General features: G+C 62.0%; 25 protein-coding genes. 16 read left to right on the top strand and 9 right to left on the bottom strand.

Annotation, left to right across the window (positions count from 1 at the left end):
• Positions 1 to 44: 44 nt before the first annotated feature.
• Together QTL94_RS17505 and QTL94_RS17500 are read left to right on the top strand one after the other, a co-directional pair.
• A complete protein-coding gene (locus QTL94_RS17505; protein ID WP_289802678.1) occupies positions 45 to 1346 on the top strand; it encodes an HlyD family type I secretion periplasmic adaptor subunit in 1302 nt (433 codons plus the stop codon).
• A gap of 129 nt (positions 1347 to 1475) precedes the next feature.
• Positions 1476 to 2144: a response regulator gene (locus QTL94_RS17500; RefSeq protein ID WP_065690673.1), complete on the top strand. Its 669-nt coding sequence runs from the start codon at positions 1476 to 1478 to the stop codon at positions 2142 to 2144.
• Positions 2145 to 2185: 41 nt separating this feature from the next.
• On the opposite strand, the gene QTL94_RS17495 is transcribed toward QTL94_RS17500, so the two are convergent.
• Positions 2186 to 2461 carry a hypothetical protein gene (locus tag QTL94_RS17495; RefSeq protein WP_289802677.1) on the bottom strand — a complete coding sequence of 92 codons (276 nt, stop codon included), beginning with the start codon at positions 2459 to 2461 and terminating at the stop codon, positions 2186 to 2188.
• A 4-nt stretch (positions 2462 to 2465) separates the two neighbouring features.
• Positions 2466 to 3260 carry a DUF899 domain-containing protein gene (locus QTL94_RS17490; protein ID WP_289802676.1) on the bottom strand — a complete coding sequence of 265 codons (795 nt, stop codon included), beginning with the start codon at positions 3258 to 3260 and terminating at the stop codon, positions 2466 to 2468.
• A 121-nt stretch (positions 3261 to 3381) separates the two neighbouring features.
• Here QTL94_RS17490 and QTL94_RS17485 point away from each other — a divergent pair, with 121 nt between their 5' ends.
• Entirely contained in the window at positions 3382 to 4614 is a 1233-nt protein-coding gene (locus QTL94_RS17485; RefSeq protein WP_289802675.1) for a winged helix-turn-helix domain-containing protein, read from the top strand.
• Positions 4611 to 5243, top strand: a complete 633-nt coding sequence (locus tag QTL94_RS17480; protein ID WP_289802674.1) for a Vgb family protein — start codon at positions 4611 to 4613, stop codon at positions 5241 to 5243. The genes QTL94_RS17485 and QTL94_RS17480 overlap by 4 nt, the downstream gene beginning before the upstream one ends.
• On the opposite strand, the gene QTL94_RS28360 is transcribed toward QTL94_RS17480, so the two are convergent.
• A complete protein-coding gene (locus QTL94_RS28360) occupies positions 5240 to 5659 on the bottom strand; it encodes a siderophore-interacting protein (protein WP_354666066.1) in 420 nt (139 codons plus the stop codon). The two genes, QTL94_RS17480 and QTL94_RS28360, sit on opposite strands and share 4 nt — an antisense overlap.
• Before the next feature lie 4 nt (positions 5660 to 5663).
• Positions 5664 to 5852 (bottom strand): siderophore-interacting protein, encoded by a 189-nt coding sequence (locus QTL94_RS28355; protein ID WP_354666065.1) that lies wholly within the window; start codon positions 5850 to 5852, stop codon positions 5664 to 5666.
• A gap of 897 nt (positions 5853 to 6749) precedes the next feature.
• On the opposite strand from QTL94_RS28355, the gene QTL94_RS17475 reads away from it, so the two are divergent.
• From QTL94_RS17475 to QTL94_RS17460, 4 genes are all read left to right on the top strand, one after another.
• Positions 6750 to 8624, top strand: a complete 1875-nt coding sequence (locus tag QTL94_RS17475; RefSeq protein WP_289802689.1) for a TPR end-of-group domain-containing protein — start codon at positions 6750 to 6752, stop codon at positions 8622 to 8624.
• 109 nt (positions 8625 to 8733) lie between these two features.
• On the top strand, positions 8734 to 10065 hold the full coding sequence (locus QTL94_RS17470) for a gluzincin family metallopeptidase (RefSeq protein WP_289802673.1): 1332 nt from the start codon (positions 8734 to 8736) through the stop codon (positions 10063 to 10065).
• 20 nt (positions 10066 to 10085) lie between these two features.
• Positions 10086 to 10652, top strand: coding sequence for a hypothetical protein (locus tag QTL94_RS17465; RefSeq protein ID WP_289802672.1), 567 nt, complete (start codon positions 10086 to 10088; stop codon positions 10650 to 10652).
• A gap of 32 nt (positions 10653 to 10684) precedes the next feature.
• Positions 10685 to 11011, top strand: a complete 327-nt coding sequence (locus tag QTL94_RS17460) for a hypothetical protein (RefSeq protein ID WP_289802671.1) — start codon at positions 10685 to 10687, stop codon at positions 11009 to 11011.
• A gap of 295 nt (positions 11012 to 11306) precedes the next feature.
• Here the strand turns inward: QTL94_RS17460 and QTL94_RS17455 are convergent, their stop codons facing one another.
• From QTL94_RS17455 to QTL94_RS17435, 5 genes are read right to left on the bottom strand one after another with little or no spacing between them, the layout of a single operon-like run.
• Positions 11307 to 12377: an LLM class flavin-dependent oxidoreductase gene (locus tag QTL94_RS17455; RefSeq protein WP_289802670.1), complete on the bottom strand. Its 1071-nt coding sequence runs from the start codon at positions 12375 to 12377 to the stop codon at positions 11307 to 11309.
• A 51-nt stretch (positions 12378 to 12428) separates the two neighbouring features.
• Positions 12429 to 13583, bottom strand: a complete 1155-nt coding sequence (locus tag QTL94_RS17450) for an acyl-CoA dehydrogenase family protein (RefSeq protein ID WP_289802669.1) — start codon at positions 13581 to 13583, stop codon at positions 12429 to 12431.
• A gap of 15 nt (positions 13584 to 13598) precedes the next feature.
• Complete coding sequence (locus tag QTL94_RS17445; RefSeq protein WP_289802668.1) at positions 13599 to 14636, bottom strand: ABC transporter substrate-binding protein; 1038 nt, start codon at positions 14634 to 14636, stop codon at positions 13599 to 13601.
• Between the two features lie 10 nt (positions 14637 to 14646).
• On the bottom strand, positions 14647 to 15825 hold the full coding sequence (locus QTL94_RS17440; protein ID WP_289802667.1) for an LLM class flavin-dependent oxidoreductase: 1179 nt from the start codon (positions 15823 to 15825) through the stop codon (positions 14647 to 14649).
• A gap of 23 nt (positions 15826 to 15848) precedes the next feature.
• Positions 15849 to 17456 (bottom strand): ABC transporter substrate-binding protein, encoded by a 1608-nt coding sequence (locus tag QTL94_RS17435; protein ID WP_289802666.1) that lies wholly within the window; start codon positions 17454 to 17456, stop codon positions 15849 to 15851.
• Between the two features lie 276 nt (positions 17457 to 17732).
• On the opposite strand from QTL94_RS17435, the gene QTL94_RS17430 reads away from it, so the two are divergent.
• From QTL94_RS17430 to QTL94_RS17395, 8 genes are all read left to right on the top strand, one after another.
• Entirely contained in the window at positions 17733 to 18722 is a 990-nt protein-coding gene (locus QTL94_RS17430) for an ABC transporter permease (protein WP_289802665.1), read from the top strand.
• On the top strand, positions 18719 to 19723 hold the full coding sequence (locus QTL94_RS17425) for an ABC transporter permease (RefSeq protein ID WP_289802664.1): 1005 nt from the start codon (positions 18719 to 18721) through the stop codon (positions 19721 to 19723). Before QTL94_RS17430 ends, QTL94_RS17425 begins: the two co-directional genes overlap by 4 nt.
• On the top strand, positions 19723 to 20715 hold the full coding sequence (locus QTL94_RS17420; protein ID WP_289802663.1) for an ABC transporter ATP-binding protein: 993 nt from the start codon (positions 19723 to 19725) through the stop codon (positions 20713 to 20715). The genes QTL94_RS17425 and QTL94_RS17420 overlap by 1 nt, the downstream gene beginning before the upstream one ends.
• The gene (locus tag QTL94_RS17415; RefSeq protein ID WP_289802662.1) at positions 20696 to 21631 is read left to right on the top strand and encodes an ABC transporter ATP-binding protein; all 936 of its coding nucleotides are present in this window, start codon (positions 20696 to 20698) and stop codon (positions 21629 to 21631) included. The genes QTL94_RS17420 and QTL94_RS17415 overlap by 20 nt, the downstream gene beginning before the upstream one ends.
• Positions 21632 to 21644: 13 nt before the next feature.
• Positions 21645 to 22703: an aldo/keto reductase gene (locus QTL94_RS17410; protein ID WP_289802661.1), complete on the top strand. Its 1059-nt coding sequence runs from the start codon at positions 21645 to 21647 to the stop codon at positions 22701 to 22703.
• A gap of 77 nt (positions 22704 to 22780) precedes the next feature.
• A complete protein-coding gene (locus QTL94_RS17405; RefSeq protein WP_289802660.1) occupies positions 22781 to 24022 on the top strand; it encodes an acyl-CoA dehydrogenase family protein in 1242 nt (413 codons plus the stop codon).
• Between the two features lie 33 nt (positions 24023 to 24055).
• Complete coding sequence (locus tag QTL94_RS17400) at positions 24056 to 25018, top strand: amidohydrolase family protein (protein ID WP_289802659.1); 963 nt, start codon at positions 24056 to 24058, stop codon at positions 25016 to 25018.
• Between the two features lie 69 nt (positions 25019 to 25087).
• Entirely contained in the window at positions 25088 to 26503 is a 1416-nt protein-coding gene (locus QTL94_RS17395; RefSeq protein ID WP_289802658.1) for an FAD/NAD(P)-binding protein, read from the top strand.
• Positions 26504 to 26568: the final 65 nt, after the last annotated feature.

Raw genomic sequence — 26568 nt, 5'->3', positions numbered from 1 at the left:
CAATCTGCCCTGCGTCGATTGAAATACTTCGGGAGCAACCAAAGATGACGACAACAGCAAGGACAAACGACAAGACGAAGCGCAATGCCCAGTTCGGGATCTCCTCGCGGGTCATCGTCTCGGCACTGCTGGCCGGTACGCTGGTCTTCGGCGTCGGGGGGTGGGCGGCGCAGGCCAAGCTGTCGGGTGCCGTGATCACCCATGGCCAGGTGGTCGTCTCCGAGCAGGTCAAGACCATCCAGCATCGAGACGGCGGCATCGTCGCGGAGATCCGGGTCGACAATGGCGACCAGGTGAAGAAGGGCGCCGTCCTCCTGGTGCTTGACGACACCCAGACCCGCGTCGAGCTGTCGATCGTCCAGGCACAGATACAACAGCTCGTCGCCACCCACGCCCGACTGATGGCAGAGCGAGATGCGGCCGACGGCATCGCCTTCGAAACACTCGCGCTCGCCCCTGCCATCATTGCCGGGGAGAAGAAGCTGTTCGAGGAAAATCGCCGGATGATCGCCAACCAGAAGGAGCAGCTGCGGCTGCAGATCGGCCAGCTCGAGCAGCAGGTACGTGGCTTCGAGGCTCAGAACCGGTCGAACGAGAGCGAGGCGGAGATCGTCGAGCAGGAGCTGGTCAAGATGGAAAAGCTTCTGCAGAACAGGCTGGTGCCGATCTCGCAGAAGCGCGATCTGCTGCGCCAGCGCGCCCGCATTGAAGGAAGCCGCGGCGAACTGGTCGCCAAGATCGCCGAAGCCGCCGGTCAGATCAGCGAGCTCAACATGAAGCTGATCTCCATCGATCAGACCACCAGGAAGGAAACGCAGACCGAGATCGTCGTCCTCTCGGCCAGGATTGCCGAACTGCGCGAGCGCGAGGTCGCCGCACGTGACAGAATGACAAGGATGGAAGTCCGCGCGCCCGTCGACGGCTCCGTCTACGACCTTCAGATCCACACGATCGGCGGCATCATCGCTCCCGGCGCGGCCGTCATGTCGGTCGTTCCTGATCGCGGCGACCTCACGATCGAGGTTCGCATTTCCCCCGTCGATATCGATCGTGTCACGACCGGGCAGGCTGCACGGATGCGCTTCGTCGCGTTCAATCAGCGTACGACGCCGGAACTCCACGGCGCCGTCGACGTCATCGCCGCCGCAACGACCCTCGACCGAACCACCGGCCAACCCTACTATCTTGCAACGCTCTCCCTCGACGATGCGCACATGCTCAAGGAAAACAAGCTCCTGCCAGGAATGCCTGTCGAAGTCTTCGTTCAGACCGCGGAGCGGACCGCGATGTCATACATCCTCAAGCCGTTCACCGACCAGATGATGAAGGCATTCAGGGAGGAATAGTGCAGGGCCTGCCGGCAAGACCAATAGGTGTATTTGTCATTTTACTGCAGCGTCACCCATAAGTGTTATCTTACTAATATAGTAATGATGGGCTATATTACTGTCGGAGATAATGAGTGGGAGAGCAACATGGTAATTTCCGTGGCGTTCGTGGATGATCATCCAATACTACTTGAAGGATTGGTCAGTCTTTATTCAAATCGAACGGATCTTTCCATCGTTGGTCGCGGCGAGAACGCTGTTGACGCGTTACAGCTCGTCGACGAACTCTGTCCTGACGTGATCGTCCTCGATCTGAGCATGCCCGGCGATCCGCTTGCAGTGATTGAGATTATCGCTCAACGCTATCAGCGCACGCGCATCATCGTATTTACGGCAAGTTCAAGTATCGAGACGGCCATCCAAGTATTGGGCCTGGGGGTCTCCGGTTATGTTCTGAAGGGCAGTACTGCCGCCGACCTTCACGAGGCAATCAAGACGGTTCATGCGGGCAACACCTTCATCACCCCCGGCTTTGCCACCAAGGTCATCATGTCGATGAAAACGGAGTCGCTGCGCCGCAAAGCGCAGACCTCTGCACGGCTGAGTGCCCGCGAGGAGCAGATCGTTGCCTACCTGATGCGCGGCAGCACCAACCGCGAGATCGCCTCCTCGCTCGACATCAGTGAGAAAACCGTCAAGCACTACATGACTGTCCTGATGCAAAAACTGGATGCGCGAAACCGGCTGGAGGTTGTCCTCGCCGCGCAGAAGCTCGACAGCAGCCTTGGCACCACGGGAAAGAGCGTGGTGAACTAGACTAGGCAGCGTTGACGCCAGATGATGACTCCGACCGGGCATCAGTGCCGCTCTGTCTCGACCGTACGGCCGGACATCATTCGCAACCATGGCGGTAGATGGAAGGCGGCCATCAACAGGTACATGGTCGTCATGCCATCCACTGGCAAGGTGCCCTGCATTGCGGAGCAGATCATGTCTGCTCCGCCGCTTGCCAAGGTCAAAATCGCCATGAAGGCGAAGGTCGGCGCCGCTGCGAGGCACAGCCAGCGGGCGATGCTTGCCGCAGTGCCGGTCGTCGTCCCGGGGCCTTGCCGTGTTCGGTTGGCGTAAACCATGACCTCATCCTTGGCCGTATTCGTCGTGAAGGCGCCACCAGATGCCTTGTTCGTTTCGGCCGAGCGGCGCGCGGTCAAGCCATTGATAGACGCCCCAAATGCCGTCGACGCCGCGCGCGTAGCTGGAGTAGGTGTGGTAGACCACGCCGTCCTTGAGCACGAAGGCGCTGATGCCTGGCCTGTCGCGTGTATAGGTGGCTACGTCGGTTCCGGTCATCGCGGCGATCTGGCCGACAGGGGTTTCGCTGCCGCGCAGTTTCCATTCCTGCACGGATTGGCCCGCAGCCTTTGGTGCCGGCGGCTCGCGACGATAGTTATACTCAATCCCGCCTTCACGCTGTTGCTGCTCAGTGAACAGGACGCTGAAGTCGAGATTGAAATCGCTGCCGAAGGAGGATGCCCAATCGAATGTCCATCCCATCCGCTCCTTGAAGGCCTCGAGCTTCGGAAGCGGCGCGCGGGAAACGGCGGTGAAGGCGACGTCATGATTTTCCAGGTGAACGACAACGCCGTTGAACCCATCCGCGATCGATGAGCATGAGGGGCATCCGGCCGTATAATCGGGTCCGAACATGAAGTGATAGATGAGCAGCTGCGACCGACCCTTGAAGAGGTCGGCGAGGGAGGCGCTGCCCTTGGCGGTCTCAAACCGGTAGTCCTTGTCGATCCGAACCCATGGCAGTGCCCGGCGGCGCTCTGCCAGCATATCGCTTTGCCGTGTCAGTTCCTTCTCTTCCGCAAGCAGGTCGAGCCGCGCGGCAAGCCACTCTTCACGTGTGCCCGTGATGTGCATCGTCATTGTACTTCTCCTCTTGATCTCTGTCGGTGCAGTGTACCGCCCCTTGCGGTCGCTTGATGGTCGTGAGCAGACTAGGGTCGAAGCGGGAGAGGGTGGGAGTTACAAGTTTGGCGGGATTTCGATGGACGAGGTGATCATCGCGGCAGCGAGGCTGCTTGCGACCGGCGATCTCCTTGGTGCTTTAAAGAGGGTGGCGTTGCGAGACGATGCGCCGGCGCTCGCGCTTCGCGGTATCGTCATGGCACAGCTTGGTGATCTCGTCCGGGCGAAGGTCCTACTGAAGACGGCGGCCCGCGCCTTCGGGCCGAGGGAAGCTGTCGCGCGGGCGCGCTGTCTCGTCGCCGAAGCAGAAATCGCACTGGTCTCGCGCGATCTTGCCTGGCCGGCCAAGACGCTGACCGCCGCTCGAGAAGTGCTGGAAGCTCATGGCGATCGCCTGAACGCGGCGCATGCGCGCCATCTCGAAGCGAGGCGGCTGCTCCTCATCGGCCATCTCGACGAAGCCGAACGGCTGCTTGTTGGCGTCGATCCAATACAGCTTCCGGCCTCCTTGCGAACGGGATACGAACTCGCCATCGCAGGGATCGCCATCCGCCGCCTCAAAACCGACGTTGCACGCGCGGCGCTCCATCGCGCAGGAAACGCCGCGCGCGAGTCGGGCATTTCTTCGCTGAGTGCCGAGGTCGACAGAGCGTCCGAAGTCCTCAGAGCGCCGGCGGCACGGTTGGTCGGGCAGGGCGAGGAGCGCTTCCTGATGCTACAGGAAGTCGAGACGGTACTGGCATCAGGCGCGCTTGTGGTCGATGCATGTCGCTATGTCGTCCGAGACCGTGACATGATCGTTTCGCTGACGACGCGACCGGTGCTGTTCGCGCTGATGCGTGCGCTGGCGGAGAATTGGCCGAGAGATGTGTCGCGGCACATCCTCGTTGCCCGTGCGTTTAAGGGGAAGGACGCCGATGATTCCCATCGTGCGAGGCTGCGGGTCGAGATTGGGCGGCTCCGCGGCGAGCTTCATCATATCGCCGATATCAGCGCTACCAAGGACGGTTTCGTGCTCGCCCCTCGGCGCGCCACCAATGTGATTATCCTGGCGCCACCGGTCGAGGAGCAGAATGGCGAGATCCTGGCATTCCTGGCGGATGGGGAGGCTTGGTCGAGTTCAGCGTTGGCGATCGCAATCGGATCGAGTCCGCGCACCGTGCAGAGGGCCCTTGATGCGCTTGCTGAAGCAGGCAAGGTACAATCGTTTGGACGAGGGCCGGCACGCCGTTGGACGATCCCATCGCTGCCAGGCTTCCCGTCAACTTTGTTACTCCCAGGTCCACTGCCAACCAGTAGGATAGACCAATGAAACAGAGCAAGGCTGAAATACTTCGCGAATATGGTCCCTTTCCTGACGTCAATCACGTGGCGGGTGTCACCTATGACGGCCGACATGTCTGGTTTGCCTCTGGCGACAGGCTCAATGCGCTCGATCCCGATGCCGGCGACGTTGTGCGCTCGATCGACGTTGCCGCACAGGCCGGCACGGCCTTCGACGGACGCTATCTCTTTCAGATTGCGGAAGGGCAAATCCAGAAGATCGATCCGAAGACGGGTACGGTGCTGAAGACGATCCCAACGCCCGCCAAGGGGGGCGATTCCGGCCTCGCCTGGGCGGAGGGGACGCTTTGGATTGGAGACTATCGCGGTCGAAAGATCCATCAGATCGATCCGGAGACGGGTGCGCTTCTCCGCAGCATCGACTCCAACCGGTTCGTTACCGGTGTGACGTGGATCGATGGCGAACTCTGGCATGCCACCTGGGAAGGCGAAAAGAGCGATATCAGGCATCTTGAGCCTGAGAGCGGGCGCGTACTGGAACTCATCGAGATGCCGCCCGGTCTCACGGTCTCGGGGCTTGAGTCAGATGGAGGTGATCGTTTTTATTGCGGTGGCGGCGATAGCGGCAAAGTCCGCGCGGTCCGTCGGGCGCGCTAACCCGAAGGCTGGTGGCATTGGAGCGACGTGTTCCGGTTCGATGTGTAACAAACGGGACGCTGTCGTGGCTTGCCGATAATCCAGTTGCCGATTGCCGTGACGGAATCCTTGGGCCATCCGCGTTCGTCGCATGGAAGCTTCCGGATTCCAGTCGTCGCTTTTGCTTCGCCGGCGACCCAGATGTAACCGGGCACCGACGGAAACTGGATGGCTTCGAGGATCTGCGGCAATCTCGTCGGCCCATTAATTCCTCCAAAGCCGGCGTGCCAGGTCACATCGCGGAGCGCGCAGAGGTCCGGCAGGGTGTCGTCCAATTTCGGAACTTCGACGTGAGCGATAAAAGGGCGTTCGCATGTCTTCTCATCGAGTATGCGTACAACTGCGGGTGATCCCGTCGCGTCGGCAACAAACAACATCCACCTAGCGTCGTCCAGCGGCGTGTATCTGTGGAGCAGTGACGCCGGTTTCGTCACGCGGGATTGCGTTCATCGCCCAATCCGAGGCGATGCCGCCTTCATGCACGACGAAATCGACGGTAATGGATGCCGCTTCGCGGGCCCATCGTCGGACCGTGTAAGACCGGAGACTTGAGCGCAGGTGGGCTGGCATCTGCCACCGGCCGTCCACCAGGTTGGGAGATCACGCGGCCGCGCTTCCATCGGGCGATGCGCTCCCTTTCGACCATGATCATGCCATCCCGCTAGTTGCCAATCTGTCCGATGCCGCGAGTTCCGCTGGAGATCATCCCGTCATCGGTGGAAAAGCTCAGCCATTCACCAGCATTGAGCGCCGTCGCCGGACATCCGTCGGGGGCAGGCCTGCCCGCACGAGCCCATGACTGACCGCAAGATTGAGCAAGCCACCGTCTTCACTTGCATCAAAAGCGGATCAGTTCGATATCCCGGTGGGCCGCGCCGATCTGTACGGCGATTGCACTGTCTGGCCCGAGCGTAGGACGCCTCCGTCGGCAAGCTCCACTCGCCTTGTTTCGGCGGTCGAGGTCATGATGTCGGATCGTGCCTTGAGGATCAGGCCCGGGGCGACATAACCGGCTGCTAGCGGGCCTCCGGTTCCCAACCGTCCGCCGGCGACGAGACCGCGGCGGGATCCGTGAGGAGTTTGCTGGTCATGCCGTGGATTTCGAGTGCCTCTGCCCAGATCTCGCGATGCTGGTTGCTGCGCGCCAGCCAGCGGGTCGCGATGTCGAATGCGACCGGATAGTGGTCGATAGTGCGATCTTCGCGGCAACCTCGATGCGAACACTAGTGGATATTAATCATATCTTGTTTCTTTCCTCGATGAGTCCACTGCGATGTCGAAGTCCGCGACAGTAGTTTGCCGATGTTCACCGCGTCGCAGGCGACCTGTTCGAAATCGCGTCGGAACTCAATTGCCGGTTTAGCAGCACGGGAATATTTTAGTTGTCAGCAATAGAAACGTCCGGCAACATTGCTGCCTAGCTGATTGAATTGAGTGATGTTGCCACCAGTAGGTCGGGGGACGGGCATGTGCGCCGAGCATGTTGAACGTCGATTGGCGGCTATCCTCGCTGCCGATGTGGTGGGCTACAGCCGTCTGTTGGAGGCCAACGAAGAGGACACGCTAAATGCTCTTCGTCTTCATCGCAGAGAGCTCTTTGATCCCGCCGTCGCAAGTCACGGCGGGCATATAATCAAAGTAATGGGCGACGGTTTCCTGGTCGAGTTCGGCAGCGTGCTCAGCGCCGCACGCTGCGCTGTTGAAATCCAGCGCGGGATGCTGGAGCGCAACGTCGGTATTCCAGCGGACAGACATATCGCGTTCCGGATAGGCCTCAATTTGGGTGACATTGTCTTCGATACAGATGACTTTCATGGGGATGGCATAAACGTTGCCGTGCGGCTGCAAGCGCTCGCTGCTCCCGGCGGCATCGCCTGCTCGGCGCCTGTGCGTCATGAAGTCGGAAACAAGCTTGGTTTCGACTTTGCCGACCAGGGCGAGAGGACCGTCAAGAATATCTCGCGTCCAGTGCATGTCTATTTTGCCGACTGGGGCAACGAAAGCTTGAGCGACCAGCTTCATATTGCCGTGGGCACTCACACACAGGCATCATCCAGCAAGCCGTCGGTTGCGATCCTGCCGTTCGCCAACATCAGCAATGACGCAGCGCAAGAGTTTTTTAGCGACGGCATCACTGAGGACATCATCACCGACCTGTCGAATGTTTCAGGTCTGTTTGTGCTGAGCCGCAACACCGTCTTCACGTGGAAAGGCCGAACCGAGAACCTCCAGCGTATCGCCAGAGAACTCGGCGTCGCCTATGTCGTCGAAGGTAGCGTCCGCAAGGCCGGCAACCATGTGAGGATCAATGCCGAATTGATCGAGGCGGCAAGTGACGGTCACGTCTGGGCCGCGCGTTACGACCGTGACCTGACTGACATCTTCGAAGTCCAAGACGAGATCGCAAAGGCGATCGTCGAGCAGCTGAAAGTCAAGTTGCTCCCGGAGGAAAAGCGGGCGATCGAGCAGGCGCCAACGGAGAGCGTGGAGGCTTACACGCACTATTTGAGGGGGCGCGAGTACTACCACATCGCCTCGAGATCAAACCATTTGATGGCTAGGCAGAGCTTTGCAAGGGCGATCGAATTGGATCCAGGTTACGCTCGCGCCTATGCCGGCGTAGCGGTTTGCGACGCGCGTCTCCGCTCTCAGTTTGGCTTGGAGATCTCGGTGAATGACATTCTTTCAAACACGGCAAAGGCCCTCGCCATCGATCCGAATCTGGCGGAGGCGCATGCGGCCCGAGGATTTGCATTGGCGGTCGCCGGCAATCGCGCCGAGGCGGTTTTCGCATTCGAGCAGGCTTTGTCACTCGGCCCGAGTTGCCACGAGGCCAATCGGTATTACGCTGAGTTTTGCGTCACCGAGGGGCAATTCGAGCCTGCGGCGAGATACTTTCAGCGCGCGTTGGAAATCAAGCCGGCGGATTACGGTGCACCCATCATGCTTGTGAACGTCTTTCGTTCACTCGGACAGTTAGACCGGGCACAGAGCTACGCTCGTATCGCGATCAGGAAGGCTGAGCAGGAAATGCGGTTACATCCGGAAAACGCTAACGTCGCTTGTCTTGGAGCGACCGCCTTGGCTTTTCTTGGTATCAGCGATCGGGCGCTGGAATGGCTGGCCCGCGCTCTGGAAACCGACCCAAACGACATAAACATCCAATACAATGCTGCCTGTACCTATGCGCTGCTCGGCGAGGTTGATCGAGCGATCGATGTGCTGGAAGGCTGGATGCCTCAAGTCGGCGCTGAGATGAGGCTTTGGTTCATGCACGATTCCGATCTGGATTCCATTCGCGAGAACCTTCGGTACCTGAAGTTGGTTGAGCTTTACGCATAATACCCCTTTACATTTAGCCAACTGTTTTCAATACTACTTTACGACGTGCTAAAATTCATCGGACGGCGATGGCCGGCTTTGGCAAATACAGGGTCTTTTGGAGGGGTGGATGGGCACCCGATTCAGACTTTTTGTACAGCCTCCTTTTGAGCATGCTCGGACCAGTCCCGAGACTATTGAGGTGTCATCTCCGTTGGGGAGTTTAGCAGCGGGACCAGCTGACAGACTCATGTTTGTTGTGGAGCCGGTCGGCAAGACCCGTCCTTACGGTGTGAACCGTGGGCCGCTGGGGACGCCGTACATTTATCTGCCTCCCTGGACGGGAAAGATCTCAGAGCCGGCGGTTCCTGACGAGTACGGCAACTTCGACTACCTTCAGCCTAGTATGCCTGGCTTCGAAGCAGCGCATGTCTTCGGTTGCGTCCGGTTCACGCTGGATGTGTGGGAGCGTTATCTCGGGCAGTCGCTTGTCTGGCATTTTCGCGATCACTTCGATCGCATGGAAATTTCTATCCTGCCGCAATGGAACAATGCTCAGTACGGTTACGGCTTTCTTGAGGTCGGCAGTCAGTTCGAGAAGGATGGACGCATCCTCCCCTTCACCCTGGATTTCGATGTTATCGCCCACGAGGTCGGGCACGCGATCATTTTCAGCGTACTTGGCGTGCCGCGCCCGGGAACCGAATACCCCGAATACCTCGGCTTTCAGGAGGCCTTCTCCGACTGCGTGTCGCTGATCGCGGCCATGCATTTTCCGTCTGTAATCGACAATGTTCTCGAGGAGACGCGCGGCAACCTCTACCGGGCAAACAGTCTCTCGCGCTTTTCAGAATTTTCGCCGCATCGTCAAATACGGTCTGCAAACAACAAGCGGACAATGGCCGAGTTCGCTCATGGGTGGAAGGATGAGCACGAGCTCTCGCAGCCGCTGACCGGTGCAATGTTCGATATCCTTGTCGACATCTTCCATGAAAGCCTGGTGGAGCGCGGTTTGATTTCGCGCGCCGTTGAAGATCTCGCGGATATTGCCGAGTTCGATCCAACCGCCGAGGCGCGGGTCCAAAATGCTTTCGACCGCGCGTTTGCGCGAAATTCGGATGGGTTTGTCGAGGCGCTGCTCGATGCGAGAGACATCGTCGGGAGCTATATGGCGGAAACCTTGTGGACTCTTGCCGCGGACTTTCTGGACTATGGCGACGTCGTGAGCGCGATGCTCGCGATTGATAAGGCCGAAAGTGGTGGCCGATTCACAAGGATCATCAGCAGGAATTTCGGGCGTCGGGAAATCGGTGAGGTACATGCCGGCATGCACCTCAAAGGCGGCGAGCGTCGTAGCCACGTCTTCTCTGCGCGTACACTCCTGCCGATAGACTATCTCGAATGTCCGAAGATGGACTATCGCGAGAAGCTTCTACTGTCGAGATTAATTAGCGGTCAATAATCAGGTCGATGGAGGGAAACGTGGCAGACAATGAAACCTTGCTCGGCGTATCATCAGTGTACTTGTTCGGGCGGACGCTTAGCGATGTGATTTTCAGAGGCAGTGTTTACGACCCTCTAGGAATCCCTCGCGCAGGAGTGAACAATTTTCTGAGAAACCAGCTTGCTGCGGACGGCGCCAAACTCGCGCGAATCTATGCGTTCTCTTTCGAGGGTGCTTTTATCGAACTTAGCCGACCGGCAATCTTCGTCGTCCACGGCGCAGGTTCGGATCCCGATGATCCTCCTCCCAGCGATCTGGGATATGAGAGGTTATCTCGGTCCCCCGGTTCGAGCGCCCGAACGGGACTTGGCGCCCAAATCGGATCTCTTGCCAAGGACATGAGGGTTTGGATCTATGACAAGGGCGACCTCTCGATGAGGCTCGATGCCGAAACAGGAACCTTTGAACAAATCCTGCTTGCAGGTGAGGTTTCGACTGACCTTCGAGCAGGAATGTCTAGATCGGGCGGCGCCCTGTCACGCTCTGGCGGCGTAATGTCTAGATCGGGCGGGTTCATACCTCGCAGATCAGGGGATAACGATTAATCTACAGATAGTGACGGATCTTGGAGGCTAACATGTCTGGCAACAAGGCGGAAGTTGAGATCGATAGCTTAAGCGAGCCGCAAGTGGAGGTGTCTTTGGATGACTACAAGCCTTTTAAACTCATAGGTCATGGCTTTAGCAGAAAGACGATCGATGCATACGTATGCACTAATGAATACGGCAATGTCGTCGTTCCAAACATCGATGTAACCATTGACACGAATGCAACGAGCACCGACCGCTTTCTGTCGGTAATCGCTCACGCGGGGCTTGGCGCTGAAACTGGGAAGGTCTTCTGGGTTGCCGTAAGCCTGAACGGTATCTTCCAAAGCGCCCGAGAAGGATTGGAGGTCGTTTGACTTTCGAGAGCGGTGATCACTGCGGGGCCATGCCTCCTCAGCGTTGTGACGCGGCATGGCTACATCGCACCTGACGGGATCGTTCGCGGGAAGCCGATGACGGTTTTTGACAAGATATCCCCGTGTTTTCACCGTTGCTCCGCCTGTCGGGATGAGGCGCGTCTGGGAACGGCAGAGCGAGCCATCGTTTGCGGTTGAAATCTGGCCGTATCGTTTTCCAGGATTTATGCGGCGGGCTAGGTGGCGAAAGGAAAGGTCCAACTAGGGTGTTGCTCAACATCCGGCCACTCACACCTCAACGGCGCAGCAAAGGCAGCAAGTCATTCCCCTGACGCTTGATCTCGTTGAGGTAAGGCGTGTCCGAGAGCACGAAATGGGTGATGCCCAAGTCCTGATACTTGCGCAGCGACCGCGCGACGTCTTCGGCCGAACCGACCAGCCAGGTCGTGCCGGCGCCGCCGCCGCCATATTTGCCGGGAGCGGTGTAGAGGTTGTCGTCGAGAACGTCGCCGGCCTGGTGCAGGTCGAACAGTCGCTGCTGGCCGACGGCGACCGCTCGACGGTGGTCGCTCCAGCTGGCGCCGTTGCCCTTTGCCATCTCCGCCACCTTCGCTTCCGCGTCGGCCCAAGCCTGCTCGGTCGTGTCGCGCACCAGCGCGGTGATCCGGAGCCCGAATTCGAGCGGTGGCAGATCCCGGTCGAGTTCGCGGCTCAGCGCCCTCAGGCGCGCGATGCGTTCGCGGATGCCATCGAGCGGCTCGCCCCAGAAGAGCTGGACATCCGCCTCGGTGGCAGCCACCCTTTCGGCCGCCTCGGAGGCGCCACCGAAATAGAGTTTCGGATGGCGGCGATCGCCGTTTGCCCTGATGCGGGGCACGACGGTTGATTCCGAGACGCCGAAGTGCTCGCCGTCATAGCTCACGTTTTCCTCAGTCCAGAGCCTGCGGACCAGCCGCATGAACTCCCCGGTGCGGGCGTAGCGCTGCGACTGGTCTCCCTCACTGTCGCCATAGGCGGCGAGATTGTCGAGGCCGGAGACGATGTTGACGCGAACCCTGCCGCCGGTGAGATGATCGAGTGTCGCAGCGGCGGAGGCGAAATTCGCGGGCCGCCAGTAGCCGGGGCGGATCGCGATCAGAGGCTCGAACGTCGTCGTGCTCGCCGCAAGGGCTGCGGCGACGGTGAAGGTGTCTGGTCTGCCCCAGCCGGTACCGATGAGCGCGCCTTTCCAGCCATGCTCCTCGAGCGCGCGGGCCTGTTCCGTCAGCGCGGCGAGGCCGTTGTGATTTTCGACAACGGTGTCGCCACGATGGCCCGGCCTTGTGTCATTTGGGATGTACCAAAGGAATTCGCTGTCTTTGCTCATGTTGGCCTGCGCTTGTGAAATCAAACAGTGAAATCCGAGATCGCCATTCCGCTATCGCGATGCGAGACGCTCGATCGCGTTGCGGGCGGCGATGGTCCGGATCATGTGGCTTTGCGGCGCATGGGAGCGCGCCGTGATGGCGTCGCGATGATGGCGCTCCAGCTGGAAGTCGCGGTTGAGGCCAGGATTTCCGGCAAGCTCGAGGGCGAGGCTCGTGATGGCGACCGCGTTGTCGATAACGACATGACGGACATGCATGCCATCAAGTCCGACGACCTTCCCGGCATCGACGTCCTCGCCGAGCGAGCGCAGCAATCGGGCATTGGTCGCCAGCCGCACCTCGATCTCGCCCAGGCCGTCCTGAATGCGGGGAACGGTCGAGAGCGGCGCGCCGAGGCTTGCCGGTGTGTGGTGGGCAGCGAAGGCGAGCACCCGGTCGCGCGCGGAAAGCGCAACACCGTGGTAAACCGCCGCAATCAGCGAAAAGAAGAAGGCGGTCGCATGTTCCTCGCGGCGCAGCGGCTCCGAGGCCGGCTGGGCTTCGATGATGTCTTCGAGCGGAATGACGACGTCGTCGAGAATTATGTCGTCGCTGGCGGTCGCGTGCATGCCGGCGGCGTTCCAAGCCTTCTCGATGCGCAGGCCGGGGCTGTCTGTCGGGACGAGGAAGGAAGCCAGGCGCGGTTCCGGCTCGTCCGTCAGTGCCAGTAGCGCTACCCATTTGAGAACGGGAATACCGGTGACGTAGCTCTTGTGGCCGGTGATGCGCCAAGTGCCGCCGTCGCGGCGGGCGATGGTCTCGGGCAGCGCGCCGTGGGCCGGGGAGCCGATGCGCGGCTCGGCTTGGGCGGCGTTTATCAGGGCGGGGCCATGCCTGTTGGCCGAGAGCACGCGGTCTGCGAGGTGCGCCGGCCACTTGGCGAAGCGGCGCAGGCTGTAATGGCTGTTGTAATGCATGGCGAGCACGAGCGCGGTCGAGGGTTCGCCGCGCGCGATCTCGCTGATCACCGCTTGCGCCTCGGCAAGGCCGCCGCCGTGGCCGCCATGCTCGGGCGCGTTCACCAGCCCAAGCAGGCCGGCCTCGAAGAGACGCGTGAAGTTCTCGAAGGGGAACTCTCCCGTTGCGTCATGGTGAGCGGCGCGTTCGGCAAAATCGACAGCGAGGCGCCGTGCCTTGTCGACCGGATCGATCTTTTCCTGAAGCATGATGTGCTCTCCCGATCAGGCCACTGCGCGCCGGTCGAAGGCGTCGATGTGGCGCCGGTCGACCCAGTCGGCGATGTCGAAATCTGCGGCGAGGAAGCCGAAATCGCGCAGGAAGTCCTTGTAGTGGCCGATCGCATCCACCAGATCGGGCTGGAGGCCAAGACCCAGGTGCTTGTGGATATCGGGGCCGTTGGCAGCGAGAACCTGCTCTTCCGTGGCACCCGCCTCACGCGCGACGAAGCGCCGTGTTTCATCGGGATGCGCTTCGGCCCAGGCGCTCGCCTTGAAGATCGAGTCCAGCAGGCGAGTGACGAGATCCGGCCGCTCGTCCGCCAGCAGTTCGTCCACCGTCAGGACGCGCGGCGAGCCGGAGTTGATACGAATCTTCGGATCGGGGTGAAAGCCGAACTCGGCCACCTGCACAGCGCCGATCAGGTTGGCGACATTGATGCCGGCCGTGCCCTTCACGTAGATGGCATCCACATCACCGCGGATGAGGGCCGCGACTTCCTCGCCATAGGCCTGCCGGCGCTTCAGCCCGAAGAGCGATGGGCCTTCCTGCGTCGACAGCACCGAGTCCGAGAGCGCGATGTCGATGATCTCGACATCGTCGAGCGCCAGACCTTCCAGCGAGAGTGCCGAAAGCAGCCCCTTCAAGGCGGTGGCGCGCATGAAGTCGACGATGCCTTCCGGGCGACGGGCAATGCCGAAGCGGCGCCCCTTCAGGTCCTTCATGGTCTTGATGCCGGTTTCCCGCAGGGTGATAATCGCCTGGAACTCGTCGGTCCAGGTAATCCCGATCAGCCGCGTCTTGCGGCCCTCGGAGCGGGCGCGGATCGGCGGGACATTGCCGCCATGGCGAAACGACCAGTCGAGCGTGTGGTTGAAGTGGCTCTGGCGGATGTTGCGGTCGGGAGAATCGATGATCGACTTCAGCGTCACGCCGTCCTTGCGGAAGTTCTCCTCGAGATAACCGAGTTGCGCGGCAAGGCCGACGGGTGTCGGCACCGGGCAGCGCGTGTACCAGATTTCGGAAATCGCATTACGTGTCATGGCGGTTCTCCTAGTGGCGCAGGCCGGCTTGCTTCATCAGCGGCAGGACCTCGGCGCCGAAGAATTCGAGATCGTCGCAGAAGTCGAAGAAGCTGAGCTGCAGGCCATCGACGCCGGCCTCCTTCAGCTTGACGAACTGATCGACCACCTGCTCCGGTGAACCGATGACGCGGATGTTGCCGCCGATGGAGCGGTATGGATCCTGGGGATCGCGGCCCTTCCATGCCTGCGCGTCCGAGTTCAGCGACTGGAAGCCCTGCGGCGAACGCTGGTCGGCATGGGCGACGATACGGTCGGCGAGTTCCCAGGCCTCCTTCTCCGTCGGCCGGCAGATCACCATCGGGTTCAGCAGTGTGCGCACCGTGCGCCCGACGCCGATCGCCGCGTCCTTGACGCGTTTCGTGTGCGCCGGCAGCGATTGCAGTGCGCTGTCGATGTCGGCGCCTGTCGGGCTGGTGATGAAGACGATATCCGAGTAGCGGCCGGCAAAGGCGATGCCGGCATCCGAACCGGTGGCGTTGACGAGGATCGGGCGGCCGAAATTGGGTTTCGGCGTGACGAAGCCGCCGCCGAGCTTCCAGCTGCTCTCGCCTTCGAAGGAGAAGTTCTCATCGTCGCTCCACAAGCGCTGCACGACCTCGAGGAATTCGGCCGCCAGTTCATAGCGCTTGTCGTGCTCGATGCGCGGCCAGCCGAACATTTCGTGTTCGACCGCGCGGTGGCCGGTGACCACATTGATGCCCCAGCGTCCGCCGGTGATGTGATCGAGCGTCGCGCCGAACTTTGCCAGATGCAGAGGGTGCCATGGGCCGTAAAGCACATGCATGGTCGAGATCAGCATGATCTTCTTGGTGAGACCCGCAAGTGCTGCCGTCGAGACGAAGCTGTCGAGCGCTTGGCCGTCGAAGATGCCGCCATAGCCGCCCTTCGGCAGCCACTGCGACAGAGCGAAGACGAGATCGAAGCCGAGTTCCTCGGCCTTCAGCGTCAGTGCCTTGTTGTAGTCGAAGCGCCAGTCGGTCGAGCGCTCGAGCGTCGATTGCGTCCAGCCGCCTGCCTGTATCGGCAGGAAGAGGCCGAGCAGCACGGGCTGCTTCAGCGCCTGCGACAGGGGACTATCCGGGAAGTCGGTCGGGGCGGCGAATTTTGGCAGGCCGACGATCGAGCCGGGAAGATGTTGAATGGACATGGTTGTTCTCCCGTTGATCCGGCTCAGGACGCTGCGACATAGGCAAAGGCAAGGCTGCCCGCGATGCCTTCGCCGCCGATGGTGTGGTCGGAAATCCGCTTGTTGTAGATCGTGAGTTCCGGCTGGCTGACGATGTCGATCGCCGGAACGTCCTCGACGAGGATCTGCTGGATCTGGCGCCACTGCTCGACGCGCTTGGCCGGATCGACCTCGATGGCGGCCGCTTCGAGCAGTTCATCGACCTTGGGGTTGCTGTAGGCGGCGCCGTTCGAGAAAGGGACGCCCGGCTTGAAGTTCTTGCTCCAGTAGAGGCGCTGCACGCCGACCGTCGGATCGAAGAGGTTGCTCATGCCCTCGAAGGCGAAGTCGAAATCGCGGTCGGTGTAGATGCGCTTGGTGTAGGTCGCGAAATCCTGGCTGCGGACGGTGGCGTCGATACCGACCTTGGCGAGCGCCTGGCGGATATATTCAGAGCCGCGTGGATAGGTCTCGCCGCTCGGCACGTAGTCGAGGTTGATGCGGGCGCGGATGCCGTCGGCGCCGCGCGGATAGCCGGCTTCGTCGAGCAGCTTCTCGGCTGCGGCGAGATCGATCGGATAGGTCTTGAGGTCAGGCACGTACCACTTGGCGAGATTGGGATTGATCGGGCCGGGAATGGCGGCACCGTAGCCGTAGTTGATGGTGTTGAGGATGACGTTGCGGTCGATGACATGCGCGAAGGCACGACGTACGCGCACATCCTTGAATAGCGGGCGCTCAAGGTTGAACTCGATGCGGCTGACGCCGTTCTGGTATTGATAGCCCTTGGTCTCGAAGGCAAGCGTCTCGACGGCCTGAAGGCGCTCCAGATCGCTGAGCGGAACCGGCGTTGATGGCGCCAGATCGATTTCGCCGGTCTCGATCGCGATCGAGCGGGCGGCGGCATCCGGAATGAAGCGGATGATCAACTGGTCGAGATAGGGGCGGGGCTGGTCCCAGTATTCGGCATTGCGCTCGTAGACGATATGGCTGCCGCGCACCCATTCCTTGAACTTGAAGGGGCCGGTTCCGATCGGCGCCAGGTTGGCCGGGTTTTCAGCGACCTTGGTGCCTTCGTAGATGTGGCGCGGCACGATGGGCGTTTCGGCGGCTGCGAGCGCGGTGATCAGATAGGGTGCCGGCTTGGAGAGCTTCAGGACGGCGGTCTGCGCGTCGGGCGTTTCGATGTCGACGAGATTGAGGAAGGTGTTGCGGCCGCGCGGGTGCACTTCCTTCAGCGTCTTGATCGAGAAGGCGACGTCGGCGGAGGTGAAGGGCTGGCCGTCGTGCCATTTCACGCCGTCACGCAGCTTGAAGGTATAGGTCAGCCCATCGGGACTGATGGTCCATTCCTTGGCCAGCAACGGCTTCGGATTGAGCTCGAAGTCGTAGGTGAGAAGGCCTTCCGTGGTCTTCGGCGAGACATAGACCGCGTTATAGGCCGTATGCGCGATCGTCGTCAGGACGGGCGGCTCGGCAGCCAGCAGAAGCGTTGCCGAACCGCCGCGCGTCGCGGTGGCCGCGAAGGCTGGTAGCCGACCCGTCGCGGTGACGCCGAGCGCGACCGAGGCGAGCAGAAAGCTGCGGCGTGTGGGTGCGGGAAATAGTGACATCGTGTTCAACCCTCATGATCCAGGGGCCGTGCCGGCCCGCTTCAGTGCCATTCCGCGGATCGATCCTGCTTTAGAGATTTTTTGCCCCATCAGTGCATTGGAGTGGGATAAAAACCTAAAATGTGTCGATATGCGGTATTAGATTGCTAAAAGTGCGTGAAAGTCCGCTTACGTTGGAATTATCTACCAATATGGATTTGACAAAACCCACAGATTTAGTCAACTACTAAGCGGCACGACGAGGTGAAATCTTTTCAGATCGCGAGGTAGGAGCACATGTCGGCTTACAGGCGGATCGGTCGAACGATCAGCAGGACGATCATTCAGGCTGTGCCTACGATGCTTGGGATCGTCATCCTCAATTTCTTCCTGCTGAAGCTGGCGCCCGGCGATGCGGCCGATGTGATGGCGGCCGAATCCGGTTCGGCCACGGTCGAGACGATGGCGGCGCTGCGCGAACGCTTCGGGCTGGACAATCCGATCCTGGTGCAGCTCGCCAACTACCTGAACAATCTCGCGCATTTCAGCCTCGGCTTTTCGCCGCGCTACGGCATGTCGGTCGCCGATCTGATCGGCCAGCGCCTGCCGGGCACGCTTCTGCTCATGCTCGCGGCGTTGACGATCGCAATTGCGGTCGGATTGCTTCTCGGTTCGCTGATGGCTACCTTCTCAGGGCGTCTGCCGGATCGCATCATCTCGGTGATTTCGCTGCTGTTCTATTCGATCCCGGGCTTCTGGATCGGCCTGATGCTGATCCTGCTCTTCTCGGTCAAGCTCGGCTGGCTGCCGAGTGGTGGCGACAGCACGATCGGCTCGCGGCTCACGGGTTTCCCGGCGCTGCTCGACAGAGCCCGCTACATGGTGCTGCCCGCAACCTCGCTCGCGCTCTTCTATCTCGCGATCTATGCTCGGCTGACGCGCGCCTCGATGCTGGAGGTGAAGTCGCAGGATTTCGTGCGCACCGCGCGCGCCAAGGGGGTCTCGCCATTCGTGCTGACCACACGGCACGTGCTTCGCAACGCCCTCATTCCGATCACCACCATGGCCGGCATGCACTTCGGCGGGATGCTCGGCGGCGCTGTCGTGGTCGAGACAGTCTATAGCTGGCCGGGCCTCGGGCGCCTTGCCTTCGAAGCCGTCATGGCGCGCGATTTCAGCGTGCTGCTTGGCATCCTTTTGCTTTCGTCCTTCCTCGTGATTGTCGCCAACGCGGCTGTCGACCTCCTGCAGGCGTGGATCGATCCTCGAATTGGAGCAAGCCGATGAACAGTCAGAAACTCGGAACATTGGCCGGTCGGGCGATCGACTTCGCGCCGCAGGCAAAGGCGGAGACTGCCCCGCAAGTAGCGGAAGCGCCGAAGCAGCCGCGCTGGACGCATATCCATGCGCCCGATGTCCGCGCCTCGGTTTCAGGTATTGCCTGGCGCGGCGTGAGTCGGGAGCTCAAGATTTTTCTTGCGAACTACAACGCGCTGTTCGGCACTGCGATCCTGCTTCTGGTTGCCCTCTCGGCGCTGTTTGCGCCGCTTATCTTCCCGGGCGATCCGCTGGAGATGGTGGCGCGGCCCTTTCTCTGGCCCGGGCGGAACCCGGCCTATCCGCTGGGCACAGATTCGATGGGGCGCGACGTGCTGGCCGGCATCGTGCATGGCGCACGCATTTCGCTGACCGTCGGGCTGGCGGCAACCGCGCTCGGGCTGACGGCGGGGATAGTGATCGGCGCCGTTGCCGGCTATTTCGGCGGACTGGTCGACGATATCCTCGTCAAATTCATCGAGATATTCCAGACCATTCCGAGCTTCGTGCTGCTCGTCGTTCTCGTCGCCATCGCGCAGCCGACGACGGCAACCGTGACCATCGCGATCGCGATCGTCTCCTGGCCGACGGTGGCGCGGCTCACGCGTGCTGAATTCCGGGCGATCCGTGAGAAGGATTATGTCCAGGCCGCTCGCAGCCTCGGCTTTGGCCACAGCCGCATCATCTTCCGCGAGATCCTGCCCAATGCGCTGCCGCCGCTGATCGTGACGTCGTCGGTGATGGTGGCAAGCGCGATCCTGATGGAATCGGCGCTCTCCTTCATGGGCCTTGGCGATCCCAACCGCGTCTCCTGGGGCTCGATGATCGGCGCTGGCCGCGATGTTATCCGCACTGCCTGGTACCTGACGGCGTTGCCCGGGCTGGCGATCGTCTTCTCCGTGCTATCGCTGAACCTGATCGGCGATGGTCTGAACGACGCGCTGAACCCGCGCTTCTCGGAGGATCGCTGATGGCCAGGCTTCTCGAGGTTTCCAACCTCTCGGTACGCTTCGCGTCCGCCGAACCGGTGAAGGATGTGAGTTTCTCCGCCAATCCCGGTGAGATGCTCGCTATCGTCGGGGAATCCGGCTCCGGCAAGTCGTTGACGGCGCTTGGCCTGATGGGCCTGCTGCCGCGACATGCAAAGGCTGGCGGTCAGATCCGTTTCGACGGGCGCGACCTTGTGGGCCTCCCGGAACGGGACCTGCGCCGCATCCGCGGCCGTGACATCGCCATGATTTTCCAGGAGCCGATGACCTCGCTCAATCCGGTGCTGACGATCGGCGACCAGATCATCGAGGTGCTGCGCATCCATGAGGACCTGAGTCGGCGCCAGGCGCGTGAGCGCGCCATCGAGTTGCTCGATCTTGTCAGCATCCCCGAGGCGCGCCGCCGCATCGACGAATATCCGCACCAGCTATCCGGCGGCATGCGCCAGCGCGTGATGATCGCGATCGCGGTCGCCTGCAATCCGAAGCTGCTCATCGCCGACGAAGCGACGACGGCGCTCGACGTGACCATTCAGGCGCAGGTGCTGCAATTGCTCGATAATCTTCGCGTGCAGCTGAACATGGCGGTCATCCTGATCACCCACGATCTCGGCATCGTCGCGCAATGGGCCGATCGCGTTGTCGTCATGTATGCCGGGCGCAAGATCGAGGAGGGGCTTCCGGGCGAGGTGTTCGAGACGCCGTATCACCCCTATACCAACGGCTTGCTCTCGGCATCGCCGCGCCTGAAGGCCGATTATCACTATCGCGACGGGCCCCTCTCCGAGATCCCGGGCTCGATCGTTTCGGCGGCGGGCGAAAAGGGCTGTTCGTTCCGCCCGCGCTGTCCGGTCGCGCGACCCTCATGCGCTTCCTTGGTGCCGCAACTGATCTCGTTGCCGACCGGCCGGCAGGTGGCGTGCCCCTATGTTCCAGCCATTGCGGAGAAGGCCCATGTCGCTTCTGTCGGTTGACCGGCTCTCGACCCATTACGCCGGTGCCGGCGGCACCGTGCGCGCCGTCGATGGCGTCTCGCTCGAGATCGGCGAAGGCGAGACGGTGGCGCTGGTCGGAGAATCCGGCTGCGGCAAGTCCACGCTCGGCAAGTCGTTGGTGCGGCTCGTCGATCCGTCGTCTGGAAACGTTACCTTCAAGGGCAGGGACGTCACCGCCATGGCGGGGCGCGAGCTGCAGTCGGTCCGGCGCAGCATCCAGATGATCTTCCAGGATCCCTTCGCCTCGCTCAACCCGAGGCAGACGATCCGCACCATCCTGACGGCGCCTTTGGCGGTCCACGGCATCGGCGAGCGCAAGCAGCGCGAAGCGATCGCCGCGCAGATGGTCGCGCATGTCGGCTTGCCGGCGGATTCGCTCGATCGATACCCGCACGAATTTTCCGGCGGCCAGCGTCAGCGTATAGGCATCGCGCGAGCGCTGATCCTGCAGCCGGAACTGGTGATCTGCGACGAGCCCGTTTCGGCGCTCGACCTGTCGATCCAGGCGCAGATCCTCAATCTCCTGGTCGAGATGAAGACGGAGCTGTCGCTCTCTTATCTGTTCATTTCGCATGACCTCTCGGTCGTGCGTTATTTCGCCGATCGTGTGCTCGTCATGTATCTCGGCCGCATCGTCGAAAGCGCGTCGACGAGCGAACTCTGGAAGGGCGCCAAACACCCCTATACGCAGGCACTGCTCGCCGCCGTGCCCGATCCGTCGCGGCGCAAGCAGGCGGCGCCGATAACGGGCGACCTGCCGAGCCCGCACGATCCGCCCTCCGGCTGCCGTTTCCATACGCGCTGTCCGCTCGCCACCGATCTCTGCCGGTCTGAAGACCCGGCATTCCGCCAGTTCGGCAACGGCCACGCCGCCGCCTGCCATCACGCTCAGTAAGAAGGAGAAGACTATGGTCGATTATCGCTATCTCGGGCGCAGCGCGCTCAAGGTGTCACCGCTCAGCTTGGGAACCATGATGTTCGGCGGGCCGACGCCCGACGACGTGGCGTTCCGTATCATCGACAAGGCGCGCGAGCAGGGTATCAACTTCATCGATACGGCCGACGTCTATCACGACGGCAAGTCGGAAGAAGTGGTCGGCAAGGGCATCAAGGCGCATCGCGATCACTGGGTGCTGGCGACGAAGTTCGTCAATTCGCACAAGAAGGGTCCGAACCTCGGCGGCCAATCGCGCAAATGGGTGATCGAGACCGTTGAGAATTCGCTCCGCCGCCTCAACACCGACTACATCGACATCCTCTATTTCCACCGCGCCGTCTTCGGCGCGCCGCTGGAAGAGCCGGTGCGCGCGATCGCCGACCTGATCCGCGCCGGCAAGCTCCGCTACTTCGGCGTCTCCAACTTCCGCGGCTGGCGCATCGCCGAAGTCGCACAGTTGGCCGATGAACTCGGCATCGATCGTCCGGTAGCAAGCCAGCCGCTCTACAACATCGTCAACCGCACGGCGGAGGCCGAGCAGTTGCCGGCCGCCCATCACTACGGCTTGGGTGTCGTCTCCTACTCGCCGCTTGCCCGTGGCGTTCTGACGGGCAAGTACGAGCCGGGCAAGGAGCCCGCCGCCGACACCCGCGCCGGCCGCGGCGACAAGCGTATTCTGGAAACCGAATGGCGCCCTGAATCGATCGCCATCGCCAGCGAGATCGCCGCGCACGCTACCCGCAAGGGCGTCTCTCCGACCGAGTTCGCGCTCGCCTGGGTCCTGAACAACAAGCTCATCTCGGCCGCCATCACAGGGCCGCGCACGGAAGAGCACTGGGACAGCTACATCCGCGCGCTCGACGTCAAGCTCGACGCCGAGGACGAGGCGCTGGTCGACCGGCTGGTCACGACCGGCCACCCCTCCACGGCAGGCTTCAACGATCCGAGCCATCCGGTCGAAGGTCGCGTGCCGCGCAGTGCGGCAGCTGGCGCCGACAACGTTGTGCCGCTGGCGCGCGCCGTCGCCTGATCATGACCTCTTGATCACAAGACAGGGACCCGCCGCTGAGGCGGGTTCCTCCAACCTCTGACCGAGAAGGATCGCGCATGCCGAATACCGCTCCCACATCACTGTCCCCAACGCCCGCGCAAGAAGGCGGTGAGCTCTCGACGCTGCTTGCGAAGATCCCGACGCTTGCGGCAGAAATCGCGAAGGAAGCGGCCAAGCGTGACCTAGAGCGGGAACTTCCCTTCGAAGCCTTTCGCCAGTTCAAGGAAGCGGGGCTCGGCGCGCTGCGGATTCCCGTCGCGCTCGGCGGACCGGGCGGATCGGTTGCCGATTATATCGAGATGATCATGGCGATCGGCGCGGCGGATTCGAATGTCGCGCATGCGCTGCGCAGCCATTTCAACTTCACCGAAACCCTCATCCTCACACCCAACACGGCGATCGACCGCACGCAGCTTGGCCGGGTTCTGTCGGGCAGGCTCTTCGGCGGCGCGCATACCGAACAAGGGACCAAGCGCCCGGGCGAGGTGACGACGCGGTTGACGAAATCGGGTGATCACTACCGGCTCAACGGCCGCAAATGGTATGCGACGGGCACTGCCTTCTCGGACTTCGCCTCCTTCAGCGCCAGGAATGATGACGGCGAGTTCGTCAGCGTCCTGCTCCCGGTCGATCGCCCCGGCATCTCTATCCTCGACGACTGGGACGGCATGGGCCAGCGGCTGACCGCGAGCGGTGGCGTTCTGCTCGAAGATGTTGAGGTGCTGCCGCACGAGATTTCGACGCGCGGGCTGAACACGCTGGTCGGGCGCCACACCTCAACGCTGCGGCAGCTCCACCTCGCGGCCTCGATGGCTGGCGCGGTGCGCGGCGCGTTGGCCGAAGGCACCGATTATGTCCGCCGGCAGGCACGCTCGGCCGCCCACAGCGCCGCCGAAACCGCCAATGTCGACCCCTTCGTGCAGAAGATTTTGGGTGAGATCGCTGCCGGCTCCTTTGCCGTCGATACGCTGATCCGCGAAAGCGCCCGCGCGCTGGACAAAACGGCAGAGCTTTTCGGCGCGGGCGATCCACAGGCACTCGAAGCGGCACTGATCGAGAGCGCGCTGACGACGGCGCGCACCCAGATCGTCGCCTCGCAAATCGCATTGGCGGCCGCGACCAACGTCTTCGAACTCGGCGGCGGCTCCGCGACTTCGCGCCATCTCAACCTCGACCGGCACTGGCGTAACATCCGCACGGTGCTCAACCACAACCCGCTGCTGCACAAGGCGCGCGTGGTCGGCGACTTCTACATCAACAGAACCACAACGCACCTGGAGGAAGGCAAAGTCTTCTAAAGCCATCCACGCAGCGATCGTCACGGAGTCACCATGAGCAAGCTCGATATCGTCGATTTCCATACGCATTTCCTGCCTGAGGGCTGGGAGGTCTATCGGGCGCCGGGTCGGCCGCTCGATCCGCTATGGGCACGGATCGGCACGAAGATCTCCGATCTCGATGCGCTGATCGCCGACAGCGATGCGGCCGGTATATCGCGGCGGGTCATTGGCGTTGCCCTCTCCATGGTCGCGGCGCCCGATGCGGATCTCGGCGTGGTCAGCCGTCGGCTGAACGACGATCTCGCCGCCACGGTTGCGCGCCGTCCGGATCGCCTCTTTGCCCTGGCGACCGTGGATGCATTCGGCGGTGAGGCAGCCGCGGCCGAGGCGCGGCGCGCCATCGTCGAGCTCAACCTGTCCGGCCTGTTTCTCGACAGCGCCAAGGGCGATAGACTGATCGATGCGCCGGAAGCGCGACCCGTGCTCAGGGTCGCGGCGGAGCTCGGTGTTCCCGTCTTCCTGCATCCGATCAATCCCGAGCCGCTTTCGACGCAGCTGTCTGGCCTCGGTAGGCTCGGCACCCGCCTGAGCCGAGGCACGATCAACGCTGCCGCTGCGATTTCACTGGTGACATCAGGCGTGTTCGAGGAATTGCCGGAGCTTCGCGTCGTCATCACCGCGCTCGGTGTCTCGGCGCTGGCGCTGACCGGCCCCTTTGGCGAGCTGCCTTCCATTTTCGTCGACGCGCCGGCCGGCAAGCGGCGTCATCTCTATATCGACATCATGCCCTCTGAGGCGCGATTCATTCGCTTCGTGACCAGCCTTGTTGGCGCTGATCACGTGCTGACCGGCAGTGACTGGCCGATCCTCGGACACGACCCGACGCAGGACGGACTGGCGGCAGCCTTTAGGGCGGCTGGACTGAGCGAGCATGAGGCGGAGCTGATTGCCAGCCAAAACGCGCTTGAACTGCTGAAAGGTCATCGCCGCGACCGTGACCGGCTTATCGCATAAGGGCATCCGCCCGCTTTTTCAGATCACGACATATCACGCCCCGTCGACCCCGATGGGAAAGGAGGATCATTGCGTATCGATCGTATTCCGCATCACTCGGTCGCCATCGTCGGCGGCGGCTTTGCCGGCGCGGTGACGGCGCTCAAGCTGCTCGACCGAACCGAGGTGCCGCTGGCGATCACCATCATCGAGCGGCGCGAGGAGCTCGGTCGAGGCATTGCCTACAGCACGCCGGAGCCCGTTCATCTCGTCAACGGACCGGCGGAGATATTCTCCCTCCATCCTGAAGCCCCCGGTCATCTCCCGCGCTGGCTGGTCGAGAACGGCCCGGCACATGGCTGGACGCCGCCGGCAGAGGTGGGATCGAGTAGCCCGCCGCGCTATCTCTACGGAACCTATGTGCGCGACGAACTCGCGCGGGCGGTGGCCAATGCGCGGCTTGGCTCGACGTTGCGGCATGTAAGGTCGTCGGCATCTGCACTTGTCGCCGCGCCGAATAGAATCCGGATCACCACCACCGACGGTGCCGTTGTCGAGGCGGACGAGGCCGTGCTGGCGCTCGGCGCCTTCCAACCCCGGCTATCGGCAACAGAATCCCAACTTGCCGGCCATCCGCGCTTCGCGGCCAATCCGTGGGACACGCGCGCGCTCGATCGGCTCATCGACTGCAACGAGATCCTGCTGATCGGTTCCAGCCTGTCGATGGTCGATGCCATCGCCAGCATGGAGGTGAGGGGCTATCGCGGGCGCTACCGTGTGGTATCGCGCCGCGGTCAGTTCGTGGAAGGACGCAGGACCGTCGAGGCGGCACGCGACTTTCTGGCCGATGGGCCGTTGCCGACGACTGCCCGCGAGCTGTTGTCGCGCGTCAAGGCGGAGCGGCGGGCGATTGCGGCTGATGGCGCGGACTGGCAAGGTCTGCCGCTGGCGATCCGGCCGCATATTCTCTCGCTGTGGCAGGGCGCCAACGATCGCGAGCGGTTGCGATTCACCCGGCATCTCAGGGCCTTCTGGGACGTCACCGCGCATCGCTCGGCGCCGGAGAGCCATGAGATCGTCGAGAGCGTCACTGCGGAAGGCCGGCTGACGCATGGCCGCGCTCGCATCCTCGGATTTGCCGCCGAGGACGGCGATATCACCGCCAGGCTGAAGACGGGAGCTGATATCGAGACCGTGCCATTCGACGGCGTGATCGATTGCCGTGGACATCAGCTGCATGACTGGCGCCGCATCGCGGACCCCTTCGTGAAGAGCCTGCTCGCCAGCGGCGAGGTACGTCCTCACAGCACCGGCTACGGCATCGATGCGACGCCGGCGGGTGACCTCATCAACGAGGAAGGGGTTGTTCACCGTAACCTCAGCGCCATCGGTCATCCGCTGCGCGGCGTCGCGTGGGAATCGAGCTCGATCACCGAGCAGCGTACCCAGGCGATTGCGCTTGCCGATCGCATCCTGGCGAAATTCACGCCGATCCGCGTCGCCTGATCTTATCTTTGAATGCAGAAAGGGGCGCCGCGAGGCGCCCCTTTCCTGTGCAGGTCCCGCCGCCG

It is taken from the genome of Rhizobium sp. S96 (assembly GCF_030382195.1).
Lineage (GTDB): Bacteria > Pseudomonadota > Alphaproteobacteria > Rhizobiales > Rhizobiaceae > Rhizobium.
The sequence above is the reverse complement of the archived record's forward strand: the minus strand, read 5'-3'. Positions and strand labels throughout refer to the sequence as shown.